We start from the raw sequence: 20,147 nt of genomic DNA, 5'->3' as shown, positions 1-20,147 counted from the left end.
CGCCGAATTACTTCGGCGACGCCTGCTGGACGACCTCGAAGGACCACAGGGTCGATCCGGAGGCGGCGGGCTTCGGCCGCTCGCCGCCCTCGCCGCCGCCCTGGTGGGCGGCCTTCATGGGGCCGTTCATCCAGTTCTGGAAGTCCTCCTCGCTGCGCCAGCGGGTGTACACCAGGTACTGGTCGGTGCCCTCCACCGGGCGCAGCAGCTCGAACCACTCGAACCCGTCGGACCCCTCCACGGACCCGGCCCGGGAGGCGAAACGCCGCTCCAGCACCTCGCGCTGCTCGGCCGGCACGGTCAGGACGTTGATCTTCACCACGCTGGGCATACGACCCTCTCAGTACGTACGGGCCCGGCGCCGCGCCGGGCCCTGAGGGGACGCTATCCCAGGTGCGGAACCGGAAGGAGCCGGGCCTATCCGACCACGCGGGCCAGGAGCAGGCCGTCGTAGCCCTTCGTGCCGACCGTCTGGAGGGCCGTCGCGTCGAGGCGGGGTTCGCCGGCGATCAGGTCGAACATCTCGCGCGTGCCCGTGATGGCGGGGTCGTCCGGGTCCGGGGTGGCGACCTTGCCGTTCCGCACCACGTTGTCGACGATGATCACCGTGCCGGGGCGCGAGAGCTTCAGGGCCCAGGCCACGTAGTGCGGGTTGTTGGCCTTGTCGGCGTCGATGAAGACGAGGTCGAAGGGGCCCGCCCCCTCCTCCTCCAGCTGCGGCAGGGTGTCCAGGGCCGCGCCCGTGCGGACCTCGACGATCTCGTCGAGGCCGGCGCGGGCGATGTTGGCGCGGGCGACGTCCGCGTGGGCCGGGTCGTACTCCAGGGTGATCAGCCTGCCGTCGGCGGGCAGCGCGCGGGCCAGCCAGATCGTGCTGTAGCCGCCGAGGGTGCCGATCTCCAGGACGTTCCGCGCGCCCTGCATCGCGGCGAGCAGGTGGAGCAGCTTGCCCTGGTTGGGGGCGACGGCGATCTCCGGGAGGCCCGCCGCCGTGGAGTCGGCGAGGGCGGCCGTGAGCGCCTCGTCGGCGGGGGCGATCGTCCCGGTGATGTACCGGTCGACCGCGGTCCACCGGTTTTCCTGAGGGTTCGTCATGCGGGCGAACGTACACCTGCGGCCCCGCGGGAGCGGCGCCCCGCCACCCGTACGGCGAACAGCACCGCGAGCACCAGGCCGCCGCCGACCGTCAGGAGCCAGACGGGGATGCCGCCGCCGACGGTCAGCAGCCGGTCGGTGTACTCGACTTCGCGGTACGGCGTGTCGGCGACGGCCCGCAGGTGGTGGTCGTCGTCGATCCGCTCGGGGCGGGGGAAGCGCTGTTCCAGGACCGTCAGACGGACGGGCGCGTCGCCCGCGAGGTCCGCCACCGCTCCCTCCGGGTGCTCGATCCGGCCGGCGAAGGTGACCTCGGGGCGGTCGCCGCCGATGGGGGAGCGGGGCTCCGTCCGGTGGTCGGCGAGGACGTACAGGCCGAGGGTCTGGGGAGTGCGGGCGAGGCGGGAGAGTCGCATGGGGTAGACGGGTTCGGGGGAGGCGAAGGCGATCCGCAGCGGGGTCAGTTCGCCGTGGAGGGTCGCGCCCTCCTCCTGCGGGGCCAGGCGGACGGCGACGTACTCCCACTTCCGCTCGACGTACGGCCGGAGGGTGCCGGTGAGCCGCTCGGGCAGCTCGAAGCCGTTGGCGCGCAGCCAGTCGCCGAGGGCCTCGGGGTCGGTGGCGGTGAGCCGGGCCACGTCGAAGGGGCCGAGGCGTTCGCGTCCGACGACACCGACGCCGGAGCCCGCGCCGGGCGGGGCGGCGGCGGCTCCGTCGCCGGAGCCGCCGTCGAAGGGCCAGTCGCCCTCGCGCGGCCAGAAGTAGGGGCGGTCGCGCCGCTCGGGCTCGGCGAGCCGGTCGAGCTCGTCGAAGAGCGCCGGGTCGCCGAGACGGACGTCGGCGCGGCCCGGCACCGGCATGATCCAGGCCGCCCGCCGGGCGTTCCCGTGGACGGCGAAGCGCATGACGACGGTCTCGGTGCGCCCGTCCCAGCGGACGGCCGACTCCTCCCGGTCGACGCCGATGCGCTCGGCCTTGTCCGGGATCATGGCGCCGCAGCCGCAGGCGTACGCCGGTGCGACGAGCGAGCCGAGCTGGAGCGCGAGCAGCGCGGCGATGGTGGTCAGGATTCTGCTGTGTGTCCCCCGCATGGGAGGTCAGACGAGGCCGGTGGGATTCCGGTTCCGTGCGGAGGCGTCACGCCGAGGGGGGGAGGCGTCGCCCCGAGGGGTGAAGGCGTTGCCCCGAGGGATGGATGCGTCACGCCGAGGGGTGGATGCGTCACGCCGAGGCCCGGACGCGGAGTTCCTTCACGCCGTTCAGCCAGGCGGCCCGCAGCCGGCGCGGTTCGCCGGCGAGGGTGAGGTCGGGCAGGGCGTCGGCGACCGCGTGGAAGATCAGCTCGATCTCCTTGATCGCGAGGGACTTGCCGAGGCAGAAGTGGGGTCCGCCGCCGCCGAAGCCGAGGTGGGGGTTGGGGTCGCGGGTGATGTCGAAGCGTTCGGGGTCGGTGAAGACCTCGGGGTCGTTGTTGGCGGAGGAGTAGAAGAGGCCGACCCGGTCGCCCTCGCGGATCTTCTGGCCGCCGAGTTCGGTGTCCTGGGTCGCGGTCCGCTGGAAGGAGACGACGGGGGTCGCCCAGCGGACGATCTCCTCGGCGGCGGTCGCGGGCCGCTCGCGCTTGAAGAGCTCCCACTGGTCGGGATGGGTGAGGAAGGCGTGCATGCCGTGGCTGATGGCGTTGCGGGTGGTCTCGTTCCCGGCGACGGCGAGCAGCAGCACGAAGAAGCCGAACTCGTCGGAGGAGAGGTTGCCCTGGCCCTCGGCCGCGACGAGCTGCGACACGATGTCCTGGGCGGGGCACTCCTTGCGGGCGGCGGCCATGTTCATCGAGTAGCCGATGAGTTCCATGGCGGCCTCGGCGCCGATCTCCTCGGTGATGGCGTACTCGGGGTCGTCGTACGCGACCATCTTGTTCGACCAGTCGAAGATCCGGGAGCGGTCCTCCTGGGGGACGCCGATGAGTTCGGCGATGGCCTGGAGGGGGAGTTCGACGGCGACCCGGGTGACGAAGTCGAAGGTGCCGTCGGCGTCCGTGCCGCGCTTGGCCCCGTCGACGATGGCGTGCGCGCGCTCGCGCAGGGCGGTCTCCAGGCTCCGGATCGCGCGGGGGGTGAAGCCGCGCTGGACGATCTGGCGGACCCGGGTGTGCTCGGGCGGGTCCATGTTGAGCATGATCAGCTTCTGGACCTCGATCTGGTCCCGGGTGATGTGCTCGTTGAAGCGGATGACGGCGGTGTTCTCGTTCGAGGAGAACAACTCGGGGTGGGTGGAGACGTACTTGACGTCCGCGTGGCGCGTGACCGCCCAGTACCCGCCGTCCGCGAAGCCGGTGACGCCGGCCGGCTGGGGGCACCACCACACGGGCGCGGTCCGCCGCAGCCGGGCGAACTCCGGGAAGGGGACGCGGTCGCGGAGCAGATCGGGGTCGGTGGCGTCGAACCCGTCGGGGATCCCTTCGGGGGGCCCCTGGGGGATCCCCTCGGGGAGGTGGGGGCAGGGCATCGGCAACACTCTCCAGATCTGATGGGTCGTCAGGAGTTGCCGGGAAAGCTAGTAACGAGTTCTACAAGTGGCAAGGGGCGGGGCGGGAACTGTTGCCTCCCGGACCCTTGCGTACCGGCGGTAGTAGTCATAAGACTGCAGTCAGAACTAGAACGCGTACTAGTTCCCCGTGACGCCGACCGGCCGGGGTGCCGGGACACCCCGGCCGGTCGAGGAGAGGACGAGCCCATGGCCGCGGAACCCGTCGTCGTCGAAGCCGTACGCACCCCCATCGGCAAGCGCGGAGGCGCGCTCGCCAACCTCCACCCCGCCTACCTCCTGGGCGAGACCTACCGCGAGCTCCTCGGCCGCACCGGCATCCCCGCCGACTGCGTCGAACAGATCGTCGGCGGTGCGGTCACCCACGCCGGCGAGCAGTCCATGAACCCGGCCCGCACCGCCTGGCTCACCATGGGCCTGCCCTACGAGACGGCCGCCACCACCGTCGACTGCCAGTGCGGCTCCTCGCAGCAGGCCGGTCACATGGTCGCCAACATGGTCGCGGCCGGCGTCATCGACATCGGGATCTCCTGCGGCGTCGAGGCGATGTCCCGCGTCCCCCTCGGCTCCGGTTCCAAGCACGGCCCGGGGAAGCCGTTCCCCGACGAGTGGAACGTCGACCTGCCCAACCAGTTCGAGGCCGCCGAGCGCATCGCCCGCCGCCGCGGACTCACCCGCGAGCACGTCGACTCCCTCGGCCTGCTCTCCCAGGAACGGGCCGCGACCGCCTGGGCCGAGGAGCGCTTCAAGCGCGAGACCTTCGCCGTCCAGGTCCCCACCACGGAGGCCGAACAGGCCGCCGGACAGGGCATGTGGCGGCTCGTCGACCGCGACGAGGGCCTGCGCGACACCACCATGGAGGGCCTGGCCCGGCTCAAGCCCGTCATGCCCACCGCCCTCCACACCGCCGGGAACTCCTCCCAGATCTCCGACGGCGCCTCCGCCGTCATGTGGGCCTCCAAGCGCATGGCCCGAGCCCTCAAGCTCCGCCCGCGCGCCCGGATCGTCGCCCAGGCCCTCGTCGGCGCCGACCCGCACTACCACCTCGACGGACCCGTCGACGCGACCCGGGCCGTCCTCGGCAAGGCCGGGATGAGCCTGAAGGACATCGACCTCGTCGAGATCAACGAGGCCTTCGCCTCGGTCGTGCTGAGCTGGGCGCAGGTCTTCGACCAGGACCTGGAGAAGGTCAACGTCAACGGCGGTGCCATCGCCCTCGGCCACCCCGTCGGCGCCACCGGCGCCCGGCTCGTCGCCACCGCCCTGCACGAGCTGGAACGCGCCGACAAGGAGTTCGCGCTCATCACCATGTGCGCGGGCGGGGCGCTCGCGACCGGGACGATCATCCAGCGGCTCTGACGGGAGGGCCCCGCCGGGACCGGGCGGCGCGGCGCCCGGTCCCGGCCGCCCCGGGGCCTGCGCGCGGAAACGCCGCAGGCCCCGCCCCTCCGTGAGGAGGGCGGGGCCTTGCGGGTGCGCGGTGCGGCAGGGTGCTTCTCAGTACCAGCCGTTGGCCTGCCAGAACGCCCAGGCGGCGTTCGGGGAGCCGTAGCGCTCGTTCATGTAGTTCAGGCCCCACTTGATCTGGGTGGCCGGGTTCGTCTTCCAGTCGGAACCGGCCGAGGCCATCTTCGAGGCCGGCAGGGCCTGGACCAGGCCGTAGGCGCCGCTGGACGAGTTGGTCGCGGTGTGGTTCCAGTGCGACTCGTGCTCGACGATCTTGCTGAACGAGGAGTACTGCGAGGCGGGGACGATCTGACGAGCGAGCTCCTGCGGGCTGGCGGCCGAAGCCGAGCCCGTCGTGCCCAGCACCGCACCCGACGCACCCAGCAGCACGGCTGCGGAGACGGCGATCTTCTTGTTGCGGGCAGAGACACGAGTGGTGAGCGAGCGGATCAAGGTATCGACCTAACGTCGGGAACAAGGGGCGTGCCGGGCGTTTTCGGCAAGCCGGAACCAGGGCCCGGGAACCCGGGAACTGGGGGGAACCGGCCGGCCGAGGCGCTGCGACGAGCACCGGCTGCCTGGCGACGTCCACCAGAGAAGCAGGGCCGGAACGCCCGGGCAAGGACCCCCTGTACGAGGAAGGTTCGGACCCGGGGGACCTCCGGGGTCACGCGGGTGTGGGCTGTTTCCGCAGGTCATGGCCGGATGTGGGGCGGTTCGGCCCGGTCCGTCGGCCTACTATTCCGGCTCGTACGTGACGTAGGTCCTGTGGGGCGCCTCACCCGGGGAGGGCCCTTCCGGGGCCCCGAATGTGACCTGGGCCTCGAAGTTCGCCCGCCGCGTGGCCCGCCGCAGCGCCCTCAGGAGCGTGCCGCCGACCGCGAGGGTCAGCACGACGGTGAGAACGGCCCGGCCGAGGTCCCAGCCGAGGGAGGTGGCGAGGACGTAGGCGAGGAAACGGACCAGGTTCTCGTGGGCCGGAGCGCCGGGGGAGAAGAAGACGCCGCCGCCGTCCCCCGCCCGGCCCTCGCCGCCGCCGACGGTCACCCAGCCGTAGAGGTTGGTCACCGTCCCGTACGCGAACGCCGCCAGGAAGCCGTACGCCGACAGCATCAGCAGCTCGGCCCGCCCCCGCAGCCGGTCCGGGCCCGGGAGCAGCCCCGCACCCATCGTGAACCAGCCCATCGCGAGCATCTGCGTCGGCATCCAGGGCCCCACGCCGCCCGTGAGCAGAGCGGAGGCGAACATCGTCACCGCGCCCAGGACGAAGCCGAACCCCGGCCCGAGGACCCGGCCGCTCAGCACCATCAGGAAGAACATCGGCTCCAGACCGCCCGTCCCCGCGCCCAGCGGGCGGAGCGCCGCGCCCACCGCGGCGAGCACGCCCAGCATCGCCACCGCCTTCGCGTCCATCCCGCAGTCGGAGATCGTCGCGACCACGACCGCGATCAGGAGGGGCAGCAGCGCGGCGAAGAGCCAGGGGGCGTCGGCCGCGTGCGTGGTCACGGCCGAGTCCGCGTCCGCGAAGAGCGGCCAGCAGACGGCGACGAGCCCGATCACGGAGACCAGGACCAGCGCCGCGACCGAGCGGGGCCCGAGGCGTACGGGACGGGTCGACCTCACAGCGCCGCCTCCACCTGCTCCACCGTGAGCCACGGCCGCGGGGCGAGGACCTTCGCCACCTGCGGCGAGAACGCGGGCGAGGACACGACGACCTCGGCCGTCGGGCCGTCCGCGACGACCTCGCCGTCCGCGACGATCACGACCCGGTGCGCCAGCTCGGCCGCCAGCTCCACGTCGTGCGTGGCCAGCACGATCGCGTGCCCGTCCGCCGCGAGGCCCCGCAGACGGGCGACCAGGCGGGCCTTCGCCGCGTAGTCCAGGCCGCGGGTCGGCTCGTCCAGCAGGAGCAGCGGGGGGCGGCCGGTCAGGACGACGGCCAGCGCGAGCGCGAGCCGCTGGCCCTCGGACAGGTCACGGGGGTGCGTGTCGTCCGCCACCCCCGGCAGCAGCTCCTCCACCAGCGCACGGCAGGTGCCGGGCGTCGCGCCCGCGTCCGCGTCGGCCGCCGCGCACTCGGCGGCGACGGTGTCCGCGTACAGCAGGTCCCGCGGCTCCTGCGGCACCAGGCCGACCTGGCGGATCAGCTCGCGGGGGTCGGTGGCGTGCGGGGCGAGGCCGGCGACCCGGACGGTGCCGCTCGTCGGCTCGATCATGCCCACGAGCGTGGAGAGCAGGGTGGACTTGCCCGCCCCGTTCCGGCCCATGAGCGCGAGGGTCTCCCCGGGGGAGACCCGGAGGTCGACGCGGCGGAGGGCCTCGACGCGGCCGCGGCGGACGGCGAGGCGTTCGATGAGGACCAGGGGGGCGGCGGGGGCGGGCGCGGGGCGGGTGCGGCGCCGTCGGAACAGGGAGAGGCCCCCACCCCTCCCCTCACGGCCGGCGGCGTGGGGGGACCCCGCCTCCCCGTGGCCGGGGGATCCGCCCCCGGACCCCCGCGCCTCGGACGCCGACGGGGCCGGAGGACCGGTCCCGTCGGCGTCCGAGGACACGGCCGAAGCCCGTACGGCGTCCGGGACGGGGCCCCGGTCACGGGAAGCGGGGCCTTCCTCACGACCGGCGGCGTGGGCGGAGGGGCGGGGGACGAGCCCCGCGGGGTCCCGGCCCTCCAGCCTCGCCTTCAACGGCGCGGCCCTCCGCCGCGCGTCCCGCACCGTCAGCGGCAGCGGCTCCCAGCCCGCCAGGCGGCCCAGGGCCACCACCGGCGGGTGCACCGGGGAGACGGACATGATGTCGGCCGGGGGGCCCATCACCGCGTCCGGCAGCAGCAGCACCTGGTCCGCGTACTGCACCACCCGCTCCAGGCGGTGCTCGGCGAGGAGGACCGTCGTGCCCAGGTCGTGCACCAGGCGCTGGAGCACCGCGAGGACGTCCTCCGCCGCCGACGGGTCCAGCGCGGACGTCGGTTCGTCGAGGACGAGGACCTTGGGGTGCGGGGTCAGGACGGAACCGATCGCCACCCGCTGGCGCTGCCCGCCGGAGAGCGTCGCGATCGGGCGGTCGCGGAGTTCCGCCAGGCCCAGCAGGTCCAGGGTCTCCTCGACGCGGCGGCGCATCACGCCGGGCGCGAGCCCCAGGGACTCCATGCCGTACGCGAGCTCGTCCTCGACCGTGTCGGTGACGAAGTGCGCCGAAGGGTCCTGCCCCACCGTGCCCACCAGGTCCGCGAGCTCGCGCGGCGGATGCGTGCGGGTGTCGCGGCCGTCGACCGTGACCCGGCCGGTCAGGGTGCCGCCCGTGAAGTGGGGGACGAGGCCGGAGACCGTTCCCAGGAGCGTCGACTTGCCCACGCCCGACGGGCCCACCAGGAGGACCAGCTCGCCCTCGGGCACCGTGAGGTCCACGTTCCGCAGGGTCGGCTCGGCGTCCTCCTCGTATCGCACCGAGACGTTCTCGAAGCGGATCACGCGTTGTTCTCCTTCACCGAGGGGACCGGCGCCACGAACGCCGGGACCAGACCCACCAGGACCGACGCCGCGGGCCACAGCGGCAGCTCCGGCGCCTCCAGGGGGACGACCCCGGGGTGCAGCGCCTCCGGGGCGTAGGCGTTCGCCCAGATCATCAGGGCCGCGACCGCCGCCCCGGATCCGGCGACCAGCCACGCCCGCACGCCCCAGAGGTCGGGCCGGTAGCGCGTACGGACGGTCCGGCGCCCGCCGAGCCGGAGCCCGGCCACGGCGGCGAGCAGCCCGGCGCCGAGCAGCGGAAGCCCGTACGCCGCGCCCTCCGCCGCCAGCAGCCCGTACGAGCCGGCGCACACGCCGAGGAGCCCGCCCAGGGTCAGGACGTTGGTGGTGCGCCGCACCGCCGCCGGGACCCGCGCCGTCCGCCCGTACCCGCGCGCGTCCATCGACGCGGCGACCGCGACCGACCGTTCCAGCGCCCCCTCCAGGACCGGCAGGCCGATCTGGAGCACCGCCCGCACCCCGCCCGTGGGCCGCCCGCGCAGCCGGCGGGCGGTCCGCAGCCGGGTCACGTCGGCGACCATGTTCGGCGCGAAGGTCATCGCCACGACGACGGCGACCCCCGCCTCGTACAGCGCCCCCGGCAGCGACTTCAGCAGCCGCGCCGGGTTGGCCAGCGCGTTCGCGGCGCCCACGCAGATCAGCAGGGTCGCCAGCTTGGCGCCGTCGTACAGCGCGAAGACCAGCTGCTCGGCCGTCACCCGGCCCCCGATCCGTACCCCCTGCACCCAGTCCGGCAGCGGCACCTCGGGCAGCGTGAACAGCACGTGCTCACCGGGGATCGGGGAGCCCAGGAGAAGGGAGAAGACGACCCGCAGGCCGACCACGAACAGGCCCAGCTTCACGAACGCGCCGTACGAGCGGGACCAGGGCGCGTCCGTGCGCCGGGCCGCCACCACGTAACCGGCGACTCCGACGAGCAGCCCGAGCAGCAGCGGATCGGTCGTCCGGGAGGCGGCGACGGCCAGGCCGAGCGCCCACAGCCACCACGCGCCCGCGTGCAGGGCGTTGGCCCGGCTCGCCTCGGGGGCCGTGAACACGTTGCGGGCGGACGCCGCCGACGCGCCACGGTCCGACGCCGCCGACACACCACGGGCCGTACTCATCCGCGTCGGCGGGCCTTCCAGATCGCCGCCCCGCCGAGCGCCAGGACCGCCGCCCCGCCGGCGAGCACGCCGAACGACGGGCCGCCGCCGTGGGACTCCGGCGCGGCCGTCCGCGCCGGGGCCTTCGTCCCGGCCCCCTCGACCTGCTCGCCGCAACCCCGCTTCGGGTAGCCCGCGATGCCGCACAGCATGGCCGCGCCGTCGTACCGCAGCGGCTTCGCCACCCGGGCCAGCGCCTCCGCGCCCGTCGCGTCCTCGCGGACCTCCGCGCAGCCGGTCTCGACCGGCTTCTCCGGCGGGGCCTCCCCGGGCGGCGCGTCCGCCGGGCGGCCGAAGTCGACGACGACCGCGATCCGCTTGGTGCCGTCCTTCTTCTCCACGCCCTCGCAGATCCCGGCGAAGTCGGGGGCGACGGAGGGCCGGGAGGCGTCGTCGGTGCCGCTGCTGACCGCGAAGCGGAAGCCGAGGGCGTCGCCGTCGGCGGGCCGGGCGGTCGCCGGGCCCTGCGTGGCGTACGCCCAGGGCTTCCCGCCGTCGCTCTCCCAGAACGACCAGTAGCGGTAACCGGCCGCCTGCGCGGGAGCCGCGGCCACCGCCGTCAGGGCGAGCAGCGCGCCGGCCGCCGCGCCCGCGAGTCTCGTCCCCGCGCTCACTTCTTGCGGCCGCTCACGAGGAAGCCGACGCCGACGCCGACGAGCGTGCCGATGCCGATGACCCACCAGATGTCGAAACCGGACTCGTCGTCGCTGGTGGAGACGGCGGAGGTGTCCGGCGTCTTGGGCGCCGGGCCGGTGGCGTTGAGCTGCTCGACCAGGTCCGCCGTGCCGAACTCGCGCGGGTCGGTGTCCGTCGCGCGGGCCGCCAGGATCAGCTGCGCGTAGGCGGCCGGGCCGCCCTCCTTCGCCCAGGCGGCGGAGTTCTTCTCCAGCCACGCCAGGGCCGGCCCGGCCTCCTTCACGGCGCCGGACGCGGCGAGCGCGACGACGGCGTCGGCGGTGTTGCCGATGTCGGGCTGTTCGGTGGTGTCGGTGGCGCCCGGCATCGGCGGCAGGGTGAGGTGGCCGGTCTTCGCGAGTGCCTTCGCCAGGTAGGAGGCGCCGTTCAGCGCGGCCCGCTCGACGGTCGGCTTCGGCAGGTCGGCGCAGGTCGGCGACTGCTCGGGGGAGGCCTTGGTGGCGACGACGCTCTTGCCGAGCCCGGCGAGGGTGGCCGCCGCGGTGGCGTCGGCGTTGGCGAGCAGCTTGCCGGTCTTGTCCGGCTGGTACGCGAACGCCCCGGCGCCGCCCCCGTCCGAGCAGGGCAGCGCGAAGGCGAGGAGCGCGTCGTACGGGGTGCGGCCCTCGACGGAGGTGAACGAGACGGGCCGCACGCCGATCGCGGCGAGCGCGCCGACGACGACCGAGGTGGAGTTGGCGTCGCTCGCGCCGCCGACGCCGTAGCCCCAGCCGCCGTCCTTGTTCTGCACGCTCCGCAGCCAGTCGGAGCCCGCCTTGACGGCCTTGTCGATCGCCTCCGGGGCGGCGGCCTGGCGGCGCACGGCGTGGAGCGCCTGGACGGCGACGGCGGTGGCGTTGGTGTCCCGCATCGTCTTCGCGTCGCAGGGCTTCGATGCGTCCGCGCGGTACGAGGCGAACGAGCCGTCGGCGCACTGCTGGCCCAGGAGCCACTCCACGGCCCGGTCGGCGGGCTGGTAGCCGGTGCCGCGCTGGGCGAGGAAGGCGAGCGACTGACGCCAGACACCGTCGTACGTCGGGTCCTTCGTGCCGTACAGGCCGGACGGGAGGGTGCCCGTGGACGGCGACGGCGAGGGCGCGGCGGAGGCCGCCCCGGCTGCTCCGGTGCCGAGCACGACTGCGGCGGCGGCGAGCGCGGCGGCGCCGCGGCGGACGGTGTTCATGGGGCCCTCTCCTGCGGCCGGGCACCGGCACGCCTCGGGGGCACCAGGCTCCGGCTCCGTGTTCCTCGACGGTGCCGGCGGTCACGTCCCGGGCGGGGCATTCCGGCTTCGCCGCGTCGGTGGGGGCGGCTCACGGTTGCGGGTCAGCGCCGGATTTCCACCGGCTTCCCCCCGCACGGGCATGATGACGACGGGGCCACTCTACCGACCCGTAGGAACGCCTCCCCGGGCGGGAGGCGCCTCACGGACCGGCGTGCGGGAGGACCCTCCGGACGGGCTCCGGACGGGCTCCGGGCGGGCTCCGCGGGCACGCTGCCGAGGGCCCGGTCGCCGTGCCGTGCCGACGCCGCCGGCCACGCGCGCGTGGCCCGCGCGGGCAGGACGACGGCGTCTTCACGGGGGTGCGGAATGCGGGCGTCGACCGAGGGCGACCCGCGGAGGGCCGGTTCGTACCGGGTCCTCCACCGGTTGGGCGAGGGCGGCACGGGCCGCGTCTCCCTGGGCCGCTCGCGGGGCGGCCGGACGGTCGCGCCCAAGGTGGTGCACGGCGCCCTCGCCGGAGACTCGGGCTTCCGGACGCGCTTCGCCCGCGAGGCGCGGGCCGCCCGGTCGTTACGCGGAGCCGGCACGGTGCCCTTCGGCGGCGGCATCTCCCCGCCGGTCCCGGTCATGTCCCTCGTCCGCCTGTTCAAGGCCTGGGGCCGGGGTCCCGGGCCGCGACGTACGCGACGGGGTCCGTGCCCGCCACCGGCTCCGCGCGTCCGAGCTTCACCAGGCGGCGGACGTGGGCCTCGGCCTCGCTGACGGCGATGGTGCGGGAGCCGTGGGGGATCCGCGCCCAGGGGCGGTTCCACTCCATGCGCTCGGCGAGCTGCCAGGGCGTGAGCGGGGTCGCGAGGAGGGCGAGGAGACCGGCGAGGCGTTCCTCGTGGTGGTCGAGGAGTTCACGGACCCGGCCGGCGGCGTCGGCGAAGGCGTGCTGGTGGGCGGGGAGGACCTCGGCGACGCCGAGCCGGCCGATCCGTTCGAGGGAGTCGAGGTAGTCGCCGAGGGGATCGGTCTCGGTGAGGTCGTCGGGGTCCTCGTACAGGCCGATGTGCGGGGAGATCCCGGGCAGCAGGTGGTCGCCGGAGAAGAGCCGGCCGTGGCCGGGCAGCCGGGAGGGGTGCTCCTCCTCCAGGTGCAGACAGACGTGCCCGGGCGTGTGGCCGGGCGTCCAGATCGCGCGCAGCCGCCGTCCGGCCAGGTCGAGGAGTTCGCCGGGGACGATCTCGCGGTCGGGGAGGGCCGAGCGGAGGCCGGGCAGGGTCCGCGTCCGGCCGGAGGCGCGGGCGGCCCGCAGCGGGGCGATGTGCTCCTCGGGGGCGCCGGCACCGGCGAGTTTGCGGACGAGGTAGTCGAGCCAGGTGCCGGGTTCGGACTCGCGGGTGCGGCGGACGACGGCCGTGTCGGCGGCGTGCATGGCGATCCAGGCCCCGGACTCCTCGCGGACCCGGCCGGAGAGTCCGTGGTGGTCGGGGTGGTGGTGGGTGACGACGACCCCGTGGACCTCCCGCACGGACAGCCCCAGGGCGGTGAGCCCGTCGGTGAGTTCGGTCCAGGAGGCCGGGTCGTCCCAGCCCGTGTCGACGAGGACCGGGCCGCGGTCGGTGTCGAGGACGTGGACCAGGGTGTGGCCCAGCGGATTGTCCGGGATGGGCACCCGCAGGGACCAGACGCCTCCGCCGTGCTCGGTCACCTGGGTCATGAGCGTCCTCGTCTCTGCGGTACCGGTACGACCATTGCCCACCATAACTAGAACTGGTATCAGTTCTGAAGCATCGTCAGGAAAGCCAGCGGGCAATTCCATCCCCTCGGGAGGCAGCGGTCATGACCGAGCTTGTGGAGCACGGAAGGCTGTTCATCGGCGGGGAGTTGGCCGAGCCCCTCGGCGCCGGGACGATCGAGGTGATCTCCCCGCACACCGAGCAGGTCATCGGCCGGGTCCCGCACGCCTCCGAGGCCGACGTCGACCGGGCCGTCGCCGCCGCCCGCCGGGCCTTCGACGAAGGGCCCTGGCCCCGGGCGACGGTCGAGGAGCGGATCGCCGTCGTCACCCGCGTCAAGGACGCGATCGCCGCGCGGTACGAGGAGATCGGCCGCTCCATCAGCGCGCAGAACGGCTCCCCGTACTCCTGGTCCGTCCTCGCCCAGGCGCTCGGCGCGATGATGGTCTGGGACGCGGCGATCACCGTCGCCCGTGACTTCCCGTACGAGGAGCGGCGCGCCGGCGCCCTCGGGCCGCTGCTCGTGCGGCGCGAGCCGGTCGGCGTCGTCGCGGCCGTCGTCCCGTGGAACGTGCCGCAGTTCACCGCCGCCGCCAAGCTGGGCCCCGCGCTGCTCGCCGGCTGCACGGCGGTCCTCAAGCCCTCGCCGGAGTCGCCCCTCGACTCGTACATCCTCGGCGAGATCGCGGCCGAGGCGGGACTCCCGGAGGGGGTCCTGTCGATCCTGCCCGCCGACCGCGAGGTGAGCGAGTACCTCGTCGGCCACCCCGGCGTCGACAAGGTCTCCTTCACCGGCTCGGTCGCCGCCGGCAAGCGGGTCATGGAGGTCGCCTCCCGCAACCTCACCCGCGTCACCCTCGAACTGGGCGGCAAGTCGGCCGCCGTGATCCTGCCGGACGCCGACCTGGAGGCCGCCGTCGCCGGGATCGTCCCGGCCGCCTGGATGAACAACGGGCAGGCGTGCGTGGCCCAGACCCGCATCCTCGCCCCCCGCTCGCGGTACGAGGAGATCGCCGAGGCCTTCGCGGCGGCGGCCGGCGCGCTCGTCGTCGGCGACCCGCTCGACCCGGCCACCCAGGTCGGCCCGCTGGTCGCCCGGCGCCAGCAGCAGCGCTCCCTCGACTACATCGGGATCGGCCAGGCGGAGGGCGCGAAGCTGCTCACCGGCGGCGGTCGCCCGGACGGCCTCGAACGGGGCTGGTACGTCGAGCCGACCCTCTTCGGCGACGTCGACAACTCCATGCGGATCGCCCGCGAGGAGATCTTCGGCCCGGTCGTCTGCCTCCTGCCGTACGGGGACGAGGCCGAGGCCCTGCGGATCGCGAACGACTCCGACTTCGGGCTGTCCGGCAGCGTCTGGACCGGGGACGTGGAGCACGGCGTCGACTTCGCCCGGGCCGTGCGCACCGGCACCTTCAACGTCAACACCTTCAGCCTCGACATGCTCGGCCCCTTCGGCGGCTACAAGAACTCCGGCCTGGGGCGGGAGTTCGGCCCCGAGGGATTCGGGGAGTACCTGGAGCACAAGATGATCCACCTGCCGGCCGGGTACGGGGACGCGTGATGGGCGACCGCTGGCACGTCGAGGTCGACCGGAGCGTCTGCATCGGCTCCGGCATGTGCGTCAACCACGCCCCGGCCGGCTTCCGGCTCGACACGGCCCGTCAGTCCCACCCGGTGGAGGCGGAGACGGACGCGGGCGAACGGCTCCTGGCGGCGGCGGAGGGCTGCCCGGTGGAGGCGATCCTGATCACCCTGGCGGACGGGGGGGAGCCGGTGTTCCCGCCGGAGGAGTGAGTCGGATCGACGGCGCCGTCGTTCCCGCGTGCAAAACTGTGCCCCGTGAAAACGGGGGCAAGAGGCCTTCGTGCGTGCGGAATCGGGAGTGTTGTGCGCAAGGCGATGTGGGTGGCCGCGGCCGCCGGAGTGGCGCTGCTCGTCGCGGGCTGTGGCAGCGAGGGCGGTACGGACAAGGGCGGTTCGTCCTCGGCCGGTTCGGCCGCGACGGGCGGCTCCGGCGCGGGCGGTTCGAGCGAGCAGAAGCTGGACGCGGCCGCGGTCACCAAGGAGTTGACGGACGCGGCGACGGGAGCCGGCTTCACGCAGGACTCCTCGGGCGAGGCGGTGCCGCCGGCGCTGAAGGACTGCATGGTCTCCTGGACGGCCGACGCCGAGAAGGCCGCCGACCCGAAGAAGTCCTACGCGGACACGGTCTCGACCCTGACCGGCGGCGGCTGGACGGTGGGCAAGTCGCTCGAGCAGATGGGCTCGCAGGTCAAGTCCCTGACGAAGAGCACCTGGCGGCTCCAGGCCAGCAACCACTCGCAGGGACCGCTGAAGATCGTGATGTTCGTCGCCACCGACGCCGGTCCGGAGTGCGAGGCGGTCATGGAGGCCGAGAACGCCAAGCACAAGAAGCCCTGAGGCACCGGTGCCGCCCGTGCCCCGCGCCGGGGCGCCGGCGGCACCGCTCAGACCGTCGGCTCCGGCGTCCGCGCCGGTGCCGTCAGGTCGATCAGCCGGCAGACCGTCTCGATGTCGATCTTCACCTGTGCGATCGAGGCGCGTCCGGACAGCCAGGTGATCAGCGCCGAGTGCCAGGTGTGCTCGATCACCCGGACCGCCGACAGCTGGCCCGGGGTCGGGTGTTCCGTCCCCATGGCGTCCAGGATGATCGCGGTCGTCAGCCGGGAGACCGTGTCGACCTCGGGGCTCACGCTGCGGTCCGCGAAGGTCAGTGCCCGCACCATGGCGTCGGCCAGCTGAGGTTCCCGCTGGAGCGCCCGGAAGGCGCGCATCAGGGTCTCGGCGACCCGTTCCGCCGGGTCCGCGCCGGCGGGCGGCCGCTTCCGCAGCGTGGTGTGCATGTGCTGGAGCTGGTCCTGCATGGTCGCCACGAGCAGGTGGATCTTGGAGGGGAAGTAGCGGTAGAGCGTGCCGAGGGCGACCCCGGCCGCCTCGGCGACCTCCCGCATCTGCACGGCGTCGAAGCCGCCCCTGGCGGCGAGCTGGGCGCTGGCGTTCAGGATGCGGCGGCGGCGCGCCTCCTGGCGCTCCGTGAGGGGCGGCGACGCGGGTCTGTGGTCCGCTCTGTTGTCTGCGGTCATGAGGTCCCGTTCCGTGCGGTGGGGAGCGACAGTATGGCGGTGCGGCCGCCGTGGCGCGAATCACCTGTTCCGGCTCTCACCACGGAGCTACCTGCCGGTAGATTCTGTCCTCCTTGAAGGATCAAGCAGGTGGCGGGAAGCCGGCCGAGAAGATCCAGAGCGATCAAGTCTGTAACTTGTTCTAGATTAGCGCGAGCGGTTACGCTCCGGCGAAACGCACGCTCGAAGGGGGTCGCGCATGACCGCTGAGGCCATAGAGGCAAGCCCCCGGCAGGGCGTCACCGCGGCCGGTGACGGTCCGTTGCGGATCGCTCTCCTCACGTACAAGGGCAACCCGTTCTGCGGGGGCCAGGGCGTCTACGTCCGGCACCTCTCCCGCGAGCTCGCCCGCCTCGGACACACCGTCGAGGTCATCGGCTCCCAGCCGTACCCGACGCTCGACGAGGGCGTGCCGCTCACCGAGATCCCCAGCCTCGACCTGTACCGCTCGCCGGACCCCTTCCGGACCCCGAAGCGCGAGGAGTACCGGGACTGGATCGACGCCCTGGAAGTCGCCACCATGTGGACCGGCGGCTTCCCCGAGCCGCTCACCTTCTCCCTGCGGGCCCGGCGCCTGCTCGCCGCCCGCCGCGGCGACTTCGACGTCGTCCACGACAACCAGACCCTCGGGTACGGGCTCCTCGGCGGCCCGCGCGCCCTCGGCGCGCCGCTCGTCACCACGATCCACCACCCGATCACCGTCGACCGGCAGCTCGAACTCGACGCCGCCGCCGACTGGAAGCGCCGCGCCTCCGTCCGCCGCTGGTACGCCTTCACCCGCATGCAGAAGAAGGTGGCCCGCCGGCTGCCGTCCGTCCTCACCGTCTCCGGCACCTCCCGCCAGGAGATCGTCGAGCACCTCGGCGTCCGCGAGGACCGCATCGAGGTCGTCCACATCGGCGCCGACACCGACCTCTGGTCCCCGGACCCGTCCGTCGCCGAGATCCCCGGCCGGATCGTCACCACCTCCAGCGCCGACGTCCCCCTCAAGGGCCTCGTCTTCCTGATCGAGGCGCTCGCCAAGCTCCGCACCGAGAACCCCGACGCGCACCTCGTCGTGGTCGGCAAGCGCGCCGAGGACGGCCCGGTCGCGCAGGCCATCGAGCGGTACGGGCTGGACGGCGCCGTCGAGTTCGTCAAGGGCATCAGCGACGCCGAGCTCGTCGACCTCTACCGGTCCGCGCAGGTCGCCTGCGTGCCCTCGCTGTACGAGGGGTTCTCGCTGCCGGCCGCGGAGGGCATGGCGACGGGGACCCCGCTGGTCGCCACGACGGGCGGCGCCATCCCTGAGGTCGCCGGGCCCGACGGCGAGACCTGCCTGGCGGTGCCGCCGGGGGACGCGGGGGCGCTGGCCGCGGCGCTGGGGCGGGTGCTGGGCGATCTCGATCTGCGGACCCGGCTCGGTGCCGCCGGTCGTGCACGGGTCCTGGCCAACTTCACCTGGGCCCGTGCGGCGCAGGGCACGGCTGAGCTGTACCGGGAGGCCGTGGCCCGGCAGGGTGCCGGAGTCCGCCGGTGACACGCCGCCGTCGCTGCCGGGTGCGGCCCGGCGGTGGGGTCGTGCCCACCCTCCCCCGAGCCCTCGGCCCCGTTCGAGCAGGGGGTGCCCCCCGCGCCCTGCGGAACGCCCGCCCACGACCCGGCGGCGGCGCACGCCCACGACCCGGCGACGGCGTCTGCCCGCAACCCTCCGTCAACCCCGAAAGGCAGACCTCGTGCTGACCGTCGACTTCACCCGCTTCCCGCTCGCCGCCGGCGACCGCGTGCTCGATCTGGGCTGCGGTGCGGGCCGGCACGCCTTCGAGTGCTACCGGCGCGGCGCCCAGGTCGTGGCCCTCGACCAGAACGGCGAGGAGATCCGCGAGGTCGCCAAGTGGTTCGCCGCCATGAAGGAGGCCGGTGAGGCCCCGGCCGGCGCGACCGCGACCGCGATGGAGGGCGACGCCCTCAACCTGCCGTTCCCCGACGAGTCCTTCGACGTCGTCATCATCTCCGAGGTCATGGAGCACATCCCCGACGACAAGGGCGTGCTCGCCGAGATGGTCCGCGTGCTCAAGCCGGGCGGCCGGATCGCGATCACCGTGCCCCGGTACGGGCCCGAGAAGGTCTGCTGGGCGCTCTCCGACGCGTACCACGAGGTCGAGGGCGGCCACATCCGCATCTACAGGGCCGACGAGCTCCTCGGCAAGATCCGGCAGGCCGGCCTCAGGCCGTACGGCACCCACCACGCGCACGCGCTGCACTCGCCGTACTGGTGGCTGAAGTGCGCCTTCGGCGTCGACAACGACAAGGCGCTGCCGGTCCGCGCGTACCACAAGCTCCTGGTCTGGGACATCATGAAGAAGCCCGCCCTGACCCGGGTCGCCGAGCAGCTGCTCAACCCGGTCGTCGGCAAGAGCTTCGTGGCGTACGCGACCAAGCCCCACCTCCCGAAGGCCGACGCCGCCGCGGTCTCCGCCGACACCGCGGACGCGGCCAAGTGACGTCTCCCGAGCGCATCGCGGAGCACCTCGTCCTGCCCGGGGTGCTCACCGCCGAGCAGGCCGCCGAGACCGTGGCGGGGATACTCGCCGTGCAGCGCGAGGACGGCGCCATCCCCTGGTTCCGCGGCCACCACCTGGACCCGTGGGACCACACCGAGGCCGCCATGGCCCTGGACGCGGCCGGCGAGCACGCCGCCGCGACCCGCGCCTACGAGTGGCTCGCCCGTCACCAGAACGCCGACGGCTCCTGGTACGCGGCCTACCACGACGGCGACCCGGACCAGGTCACCGACCGGAGCCTGGAGTCCAACTTCGTCGCGTACGTCGCGGTCGGCGTCTGGCACCACTACCTCTCCACCGGCGACGACGCCTTCCTCGACCGGATGTGGCCCGTCGTCTACGCGGCCGTCGAGTTCGTCCTCGGGCTCCAGCGGCCCGGCGGCCAGATCGGCTGGAAGCGCGAGCCCGACGGCACGCCGGTGCACGACGCGCTGCTCACCGGCAGCTCCTCCATCCACCAGGCGCTGCGCTGCGCCCTCGCCATCGCCGAGTTCCGCGAGGAGCCGCAGCCCGACTGGGAGCTGGCCGCCGGGGCCCTCGGCCACGCGATCCGCCGGCACCCCGAGCGCTTCCTCGACAAGTCCCGCTATTCGATGGACTGGTACTACCCGGTCCTCGGCGGCGCGGTCACCGGGGCCGACGCGCAGGCCCGTATCGAGGCCGGCTGGGACCGGTTCGTCGTCCCCGGCCTCGGCGTGCGCTGCGTGGTCCCCAACCCGTGGGTCACGGGTGGCGAGAGCTGTGAACTCGCCCTCACCCTCTGGGCGATGGGGGAGTCCGACCGGGCCCTCGCGATCCTCCAGGACATCCACCACCTGCGCGCCGGGAACGGCATGTACTGGACGGGGTACGTCTTCGAGGGCGCCACGGAGGGCGACAAGGCCGTGTGGCCCGAGGAGCAGACCGCCTGGACGGCGGGCTCCCTCCTCCTGGCGGTCGCGGCCCTCGGCGGCGAGGAGGCGACCGTCGCCGTCTTCGGCGGCGAGCGGCTGCCGAGCGGTCTGGAGCCCGACTGCTGCGCCTGACCCCCGCGGATCCTGGCCTGATATGTGCTTGACGCACGCAATTTCCGGTGCGCGG

At 73.9% G+C, this 20,147-nt stretch carries 19 protein-coding genes and 1 riboswitch; of the genes, 7 read left to right on the top strand and 12 right to left on the bottom strand.

The features are described from left to right. Nucleotides 1-7 precede the first annotated feature (7 nt). From IE180_RS09980 to IE180_RS09965, 4 genes are all read right to left on the bottom strand, one after another. Nucleotides 8-331 carry an antibiotic biosynthesis monooxygenase family protein gene (locus IE180_RS09980; protein ID WP_190156465.1) on the bottom strand — a complete coding sequence of 108 codons (324 nt, stop codon included), beginning with the start codon at nucleotides 329-331 and terminating at the stop codon, nucleotides 8-10. Between the two features lie 86 nt (nucleotides 332-417). After that, a complete protein-coding gene (locus tag IE180_RS09975; RefSeq protein ID WP_190156464.1) occupies nucleotides 418-1,095 on the bottom strand; it encodes an O-methyltransferase in 678 nt (225 codons plus the stop codon). Further along, entirely contained in the window at nucleotides 1,092-2,186 is a 1,095-nt protein-coding gene (locus IE180_RS09970; RefSeq protein WP_190156463.1) for a DUF2330 domain-containing protein, read from the bottom strand. The genes IE180_RS09975 and IE180_RS09970 overlap by 4 nt, the downstream gene beginning before the upstream one ends. Before the next feature lie 130 nt (nucleotides 2,187-2,316). After that, entirely contained in the window at nucleotides 2,317-3,600 is a 1,284-nt protein-coding gene (locus IE180_RS09965) for a cytochrome P450 (RefSeq protein ID WP_190156462.1), read from the bottom strand. Nucleotides 3,601-3,828: 228 nt separating this feature from the next. Between IE180_RS09965 and IE180_RS09960 the strand changes: the two genes are divergently transcribed. Next, complete coding sequence (locus IE180_RS09960; RefSeq protein ID WP_190156461.1) at nucleotides 3,829-4,998, top strand: steroid 3-ketoacyl-CoA thiolase; 1,170 nt, start codon at nucleotides 3,829-3,831, stop codon at nucleotides 4,996-4,998. A gap of 138 nt (nucleotides 4,999-5,136) precedes the next feature. On the opposite strand, the gene IE180_RS09955 is transcribed toward IE180_RS09960, so the two are convergent. The 7 genes from IE180_RS09955 to IE180_RS09925 all read right to left on the bottom strand — a co-directional run bounded on the left by IE180_RS09955 (nucleotide 5,137) and on the right by IE180_RS09925 (nucleotide 13,359). Next, nucleotides 5,137-5,538, bottom strand: a complete 402-nt coding sequence (locus IE180_RS09955; protein ID WP_190156460.1) for an aggregation-promoting factor C-terminal-like domain-containing protein — start codon at nucleotides 5,536-5,538, stop codon at nucleotides 5,137-5,139. A 285-nt stretch (nucleotides 5,539-5,823) separates the two neighbouring features. Continuing rightward, entirely contained in the window at nucleotides 5,824-6,708 is an 885-nt protein-coding gene (locus IE180_RS09950) for an ECF transporter S component (RefSeq protein WP_229860410.1), read from the bottom strand. Continuing rightward, on the bottom strand, nucleotides 6,705-8,552 hold the full coding sequence (locus tag IE180_RS09945) for an ABC transporter ATP-binding protein (RefSeq protein ID WP_190156458.1): 1,848 nt from the start codon (nucleotides 8,550-8,552) through the stop codon (nucleotides 6,705-6,707). Before IE180_RS09945 ends, IE180_RS09950 begins: the two co-directional genes overlap by 4 nt. Then, on the bottom strand, nucleotides 8,549-9,715 hold the full coding sequence (locus tag IE180_RS09940) for an energy-coupling factor transporter transmembrane component T family protein (RefSeq protein WP_229860409.1): 1,167 nt from the start codon (nucleotides 9,713-9,715) through the stop codon (nucleotides 8,549-8,551). The genes IE180_RS09945 and IE180_RS09940 overlap by 4 nt, the downstream gene beginning before the upstream one ends. Next, on the bottom strand, nucleotides 9,712-10,368 hold the full coding sequence (locus IE180_RS09935; protein WP_190156457.1) for an SCO2322 family protein: 657 nt from the start codon (nucleotides 10,366-10,368) through the stop codon (nucleotides 9,712-9,714). Before IE180_RS09935 ends, IE180_RS09940 begins: the two co-directional genes overlap by 4 nt. Further along, entirely contained in the window at nucleotides 10,365-11,612 is a 1,248-nt protein-coding gene (locus IE180_RS09930) for an SCO2321 family membrane protein (RefSeq protein WP_190156456.1), read from the bottom strand. Before IE180_RS09930 ends, IE180_RS09935 begins: the two co-directional genes overlap by 4 nt. Nucleotides 11,613-11,707: 95 nt before the next feature. Further along, nucleotides 11,708-11,783: riboswitch (cobalamin riboswitch) on the bottom strand. A 517-nt stretch (nucleotides 11,784-12,300) separates the two neighbouring features. Further along, on the bottom strand, nucleotides 12,301-13,359 hold the full coding sequence (locus tag IE180_RS09925; RefSeq protein ID WP_190156455.1) for a Strvi_7410 family MBL fold metallo-hydrolase: 1,059 nt from the start codon (nucleotides 13,357-13,359) through the stop codon (nucleotides 12,301-12,303). Nucleotides 13,360-13,481: 122 nt separating this feature from the next. Between IE180_RS09925 and IE180_RS09920 the strand changes: the two genes are divergently transcribed. From IE180_RS09920 to IE180_RS09910, 3 genes are all read left to right on the top strand, one after another. After that, nucleotides 13,482-14,942, top strand: a complete 1,461-nt coding sequence (locus IE180_RS09920; protein WP_190156454.1) for an aldehyde dehydrogenase — start codon at nucleotides 13,482-13,484, stop codon at nucleotides 14,940-14,942. Further along, nucleotides 14,942-15,175 carry a ferredoxin gene (locus IE180_RS09915; protein WP_190156453.1) on the top strand — a complete coding sequence of 78 codons (234 nt, stop codon included), beginning with the start codon at nucleotides 14,942-14,944 and terminating at the stop codon, nucleotides 15,173-15,175. Before IE180_RS09920 ends, IE180_RS09915 begins: the two co-directional genes overlap by 1 nt. Nucleotides 15,176-15,268: 93 nt before the next feature. Next, on the top strand, nucleotides 15,269-15,802 hold the full coding sequence (locus IE180_RS09910) for a hypothetical protein (protein WP_190156452.1): 534 nt from the start codon (nucleotides 15,269-15,271) through the stop codon (nucleotides 15,800-15,802). Between the two features lie 47 nt (nucleotides 15,803-15,849). Here IE180_RS09910 and IE180_RS09905 read toward each other — a convergent pair whose 3' ends face one another. Then, nucleotides 15,850-16,485 carry a TetR family transcriptional regulator gene (locus IE180_RS09905; RefSeq protein ID WP_190156451.1) on the bottom strand — a complete coding sequence of 212 codons (636 nt, stop codon included), beginning with the start codon at nucleotides 16,483-16,485 and terminating at the stop codon, nucleotides 15,850-15,852. 238 nt (nucleotides 16,486-16,723) lie between these two features. Here IE180_RS09905 and IE180_RS09900 point away from each other — a divergent pair, with 238 nt between their 5' ends. From IE180_RS09900 to IE180_RS09890, 3 genes are all read left to right on the top strand, one after another. Then, nucleotides 16,724-18,043 (top strand): glycosyltransferase family 4 protein, encoded by a 1,320-nt coding sequence (locus tag IE180_RS09900; protein WP_190156450.1) that lies wholly within the window; start codon nucleotides 16,724-16,726, stop codon nucleotides 18,041-18,043. Nucleotides 18,044-18,239: 196 nt separating this feature from the next. Continuing rightward, a complete protein-coding gene (locus IE180_RS09895) occupies nucleotides 18,240-19,007 on the top strand; it encodes a class I SAM-dependent methyltransferase (RefSeq protein ID WP_229860408.1) in 768 nt (255 codons plus the stop codon). Beyond that, nucleotides 19,004-20,092, top strand: a complete 1,089-nt coding sequence (locus IE180_RS09890; RefSeq protein ID WP_190156449.1) for a prenyltransferase/squalene oxidase repeat-containing protein — start codon at nucleotides 19,004-19,006, stop codon at nucleotides 20,090-20,092. The genes IE180_RS09895 and IE180_RS09890 overlap by 4 nt, the downstream gene beginning before the upstream one ends. The last annotated feature ends 55 nt before the right edge of the window (nucleotides 20,093-20,147 follow it).

The sequence above is a fragment of the Streptomyces litmocidini genome (genome assembly GCF_014649755.1).
GTDB classification, from domain to species: Bacteria; Actinomycetota; Actinomycetes; order Streptomycetales; family Streptomycetaceae; genus Streptomyces; species Streptomyces litmocidini.
The sequence above is the reverse complement of the archived record's forward strand: the minus strand, read 5'-3'. Positions and strand labels throughout refer to the sequence as shown.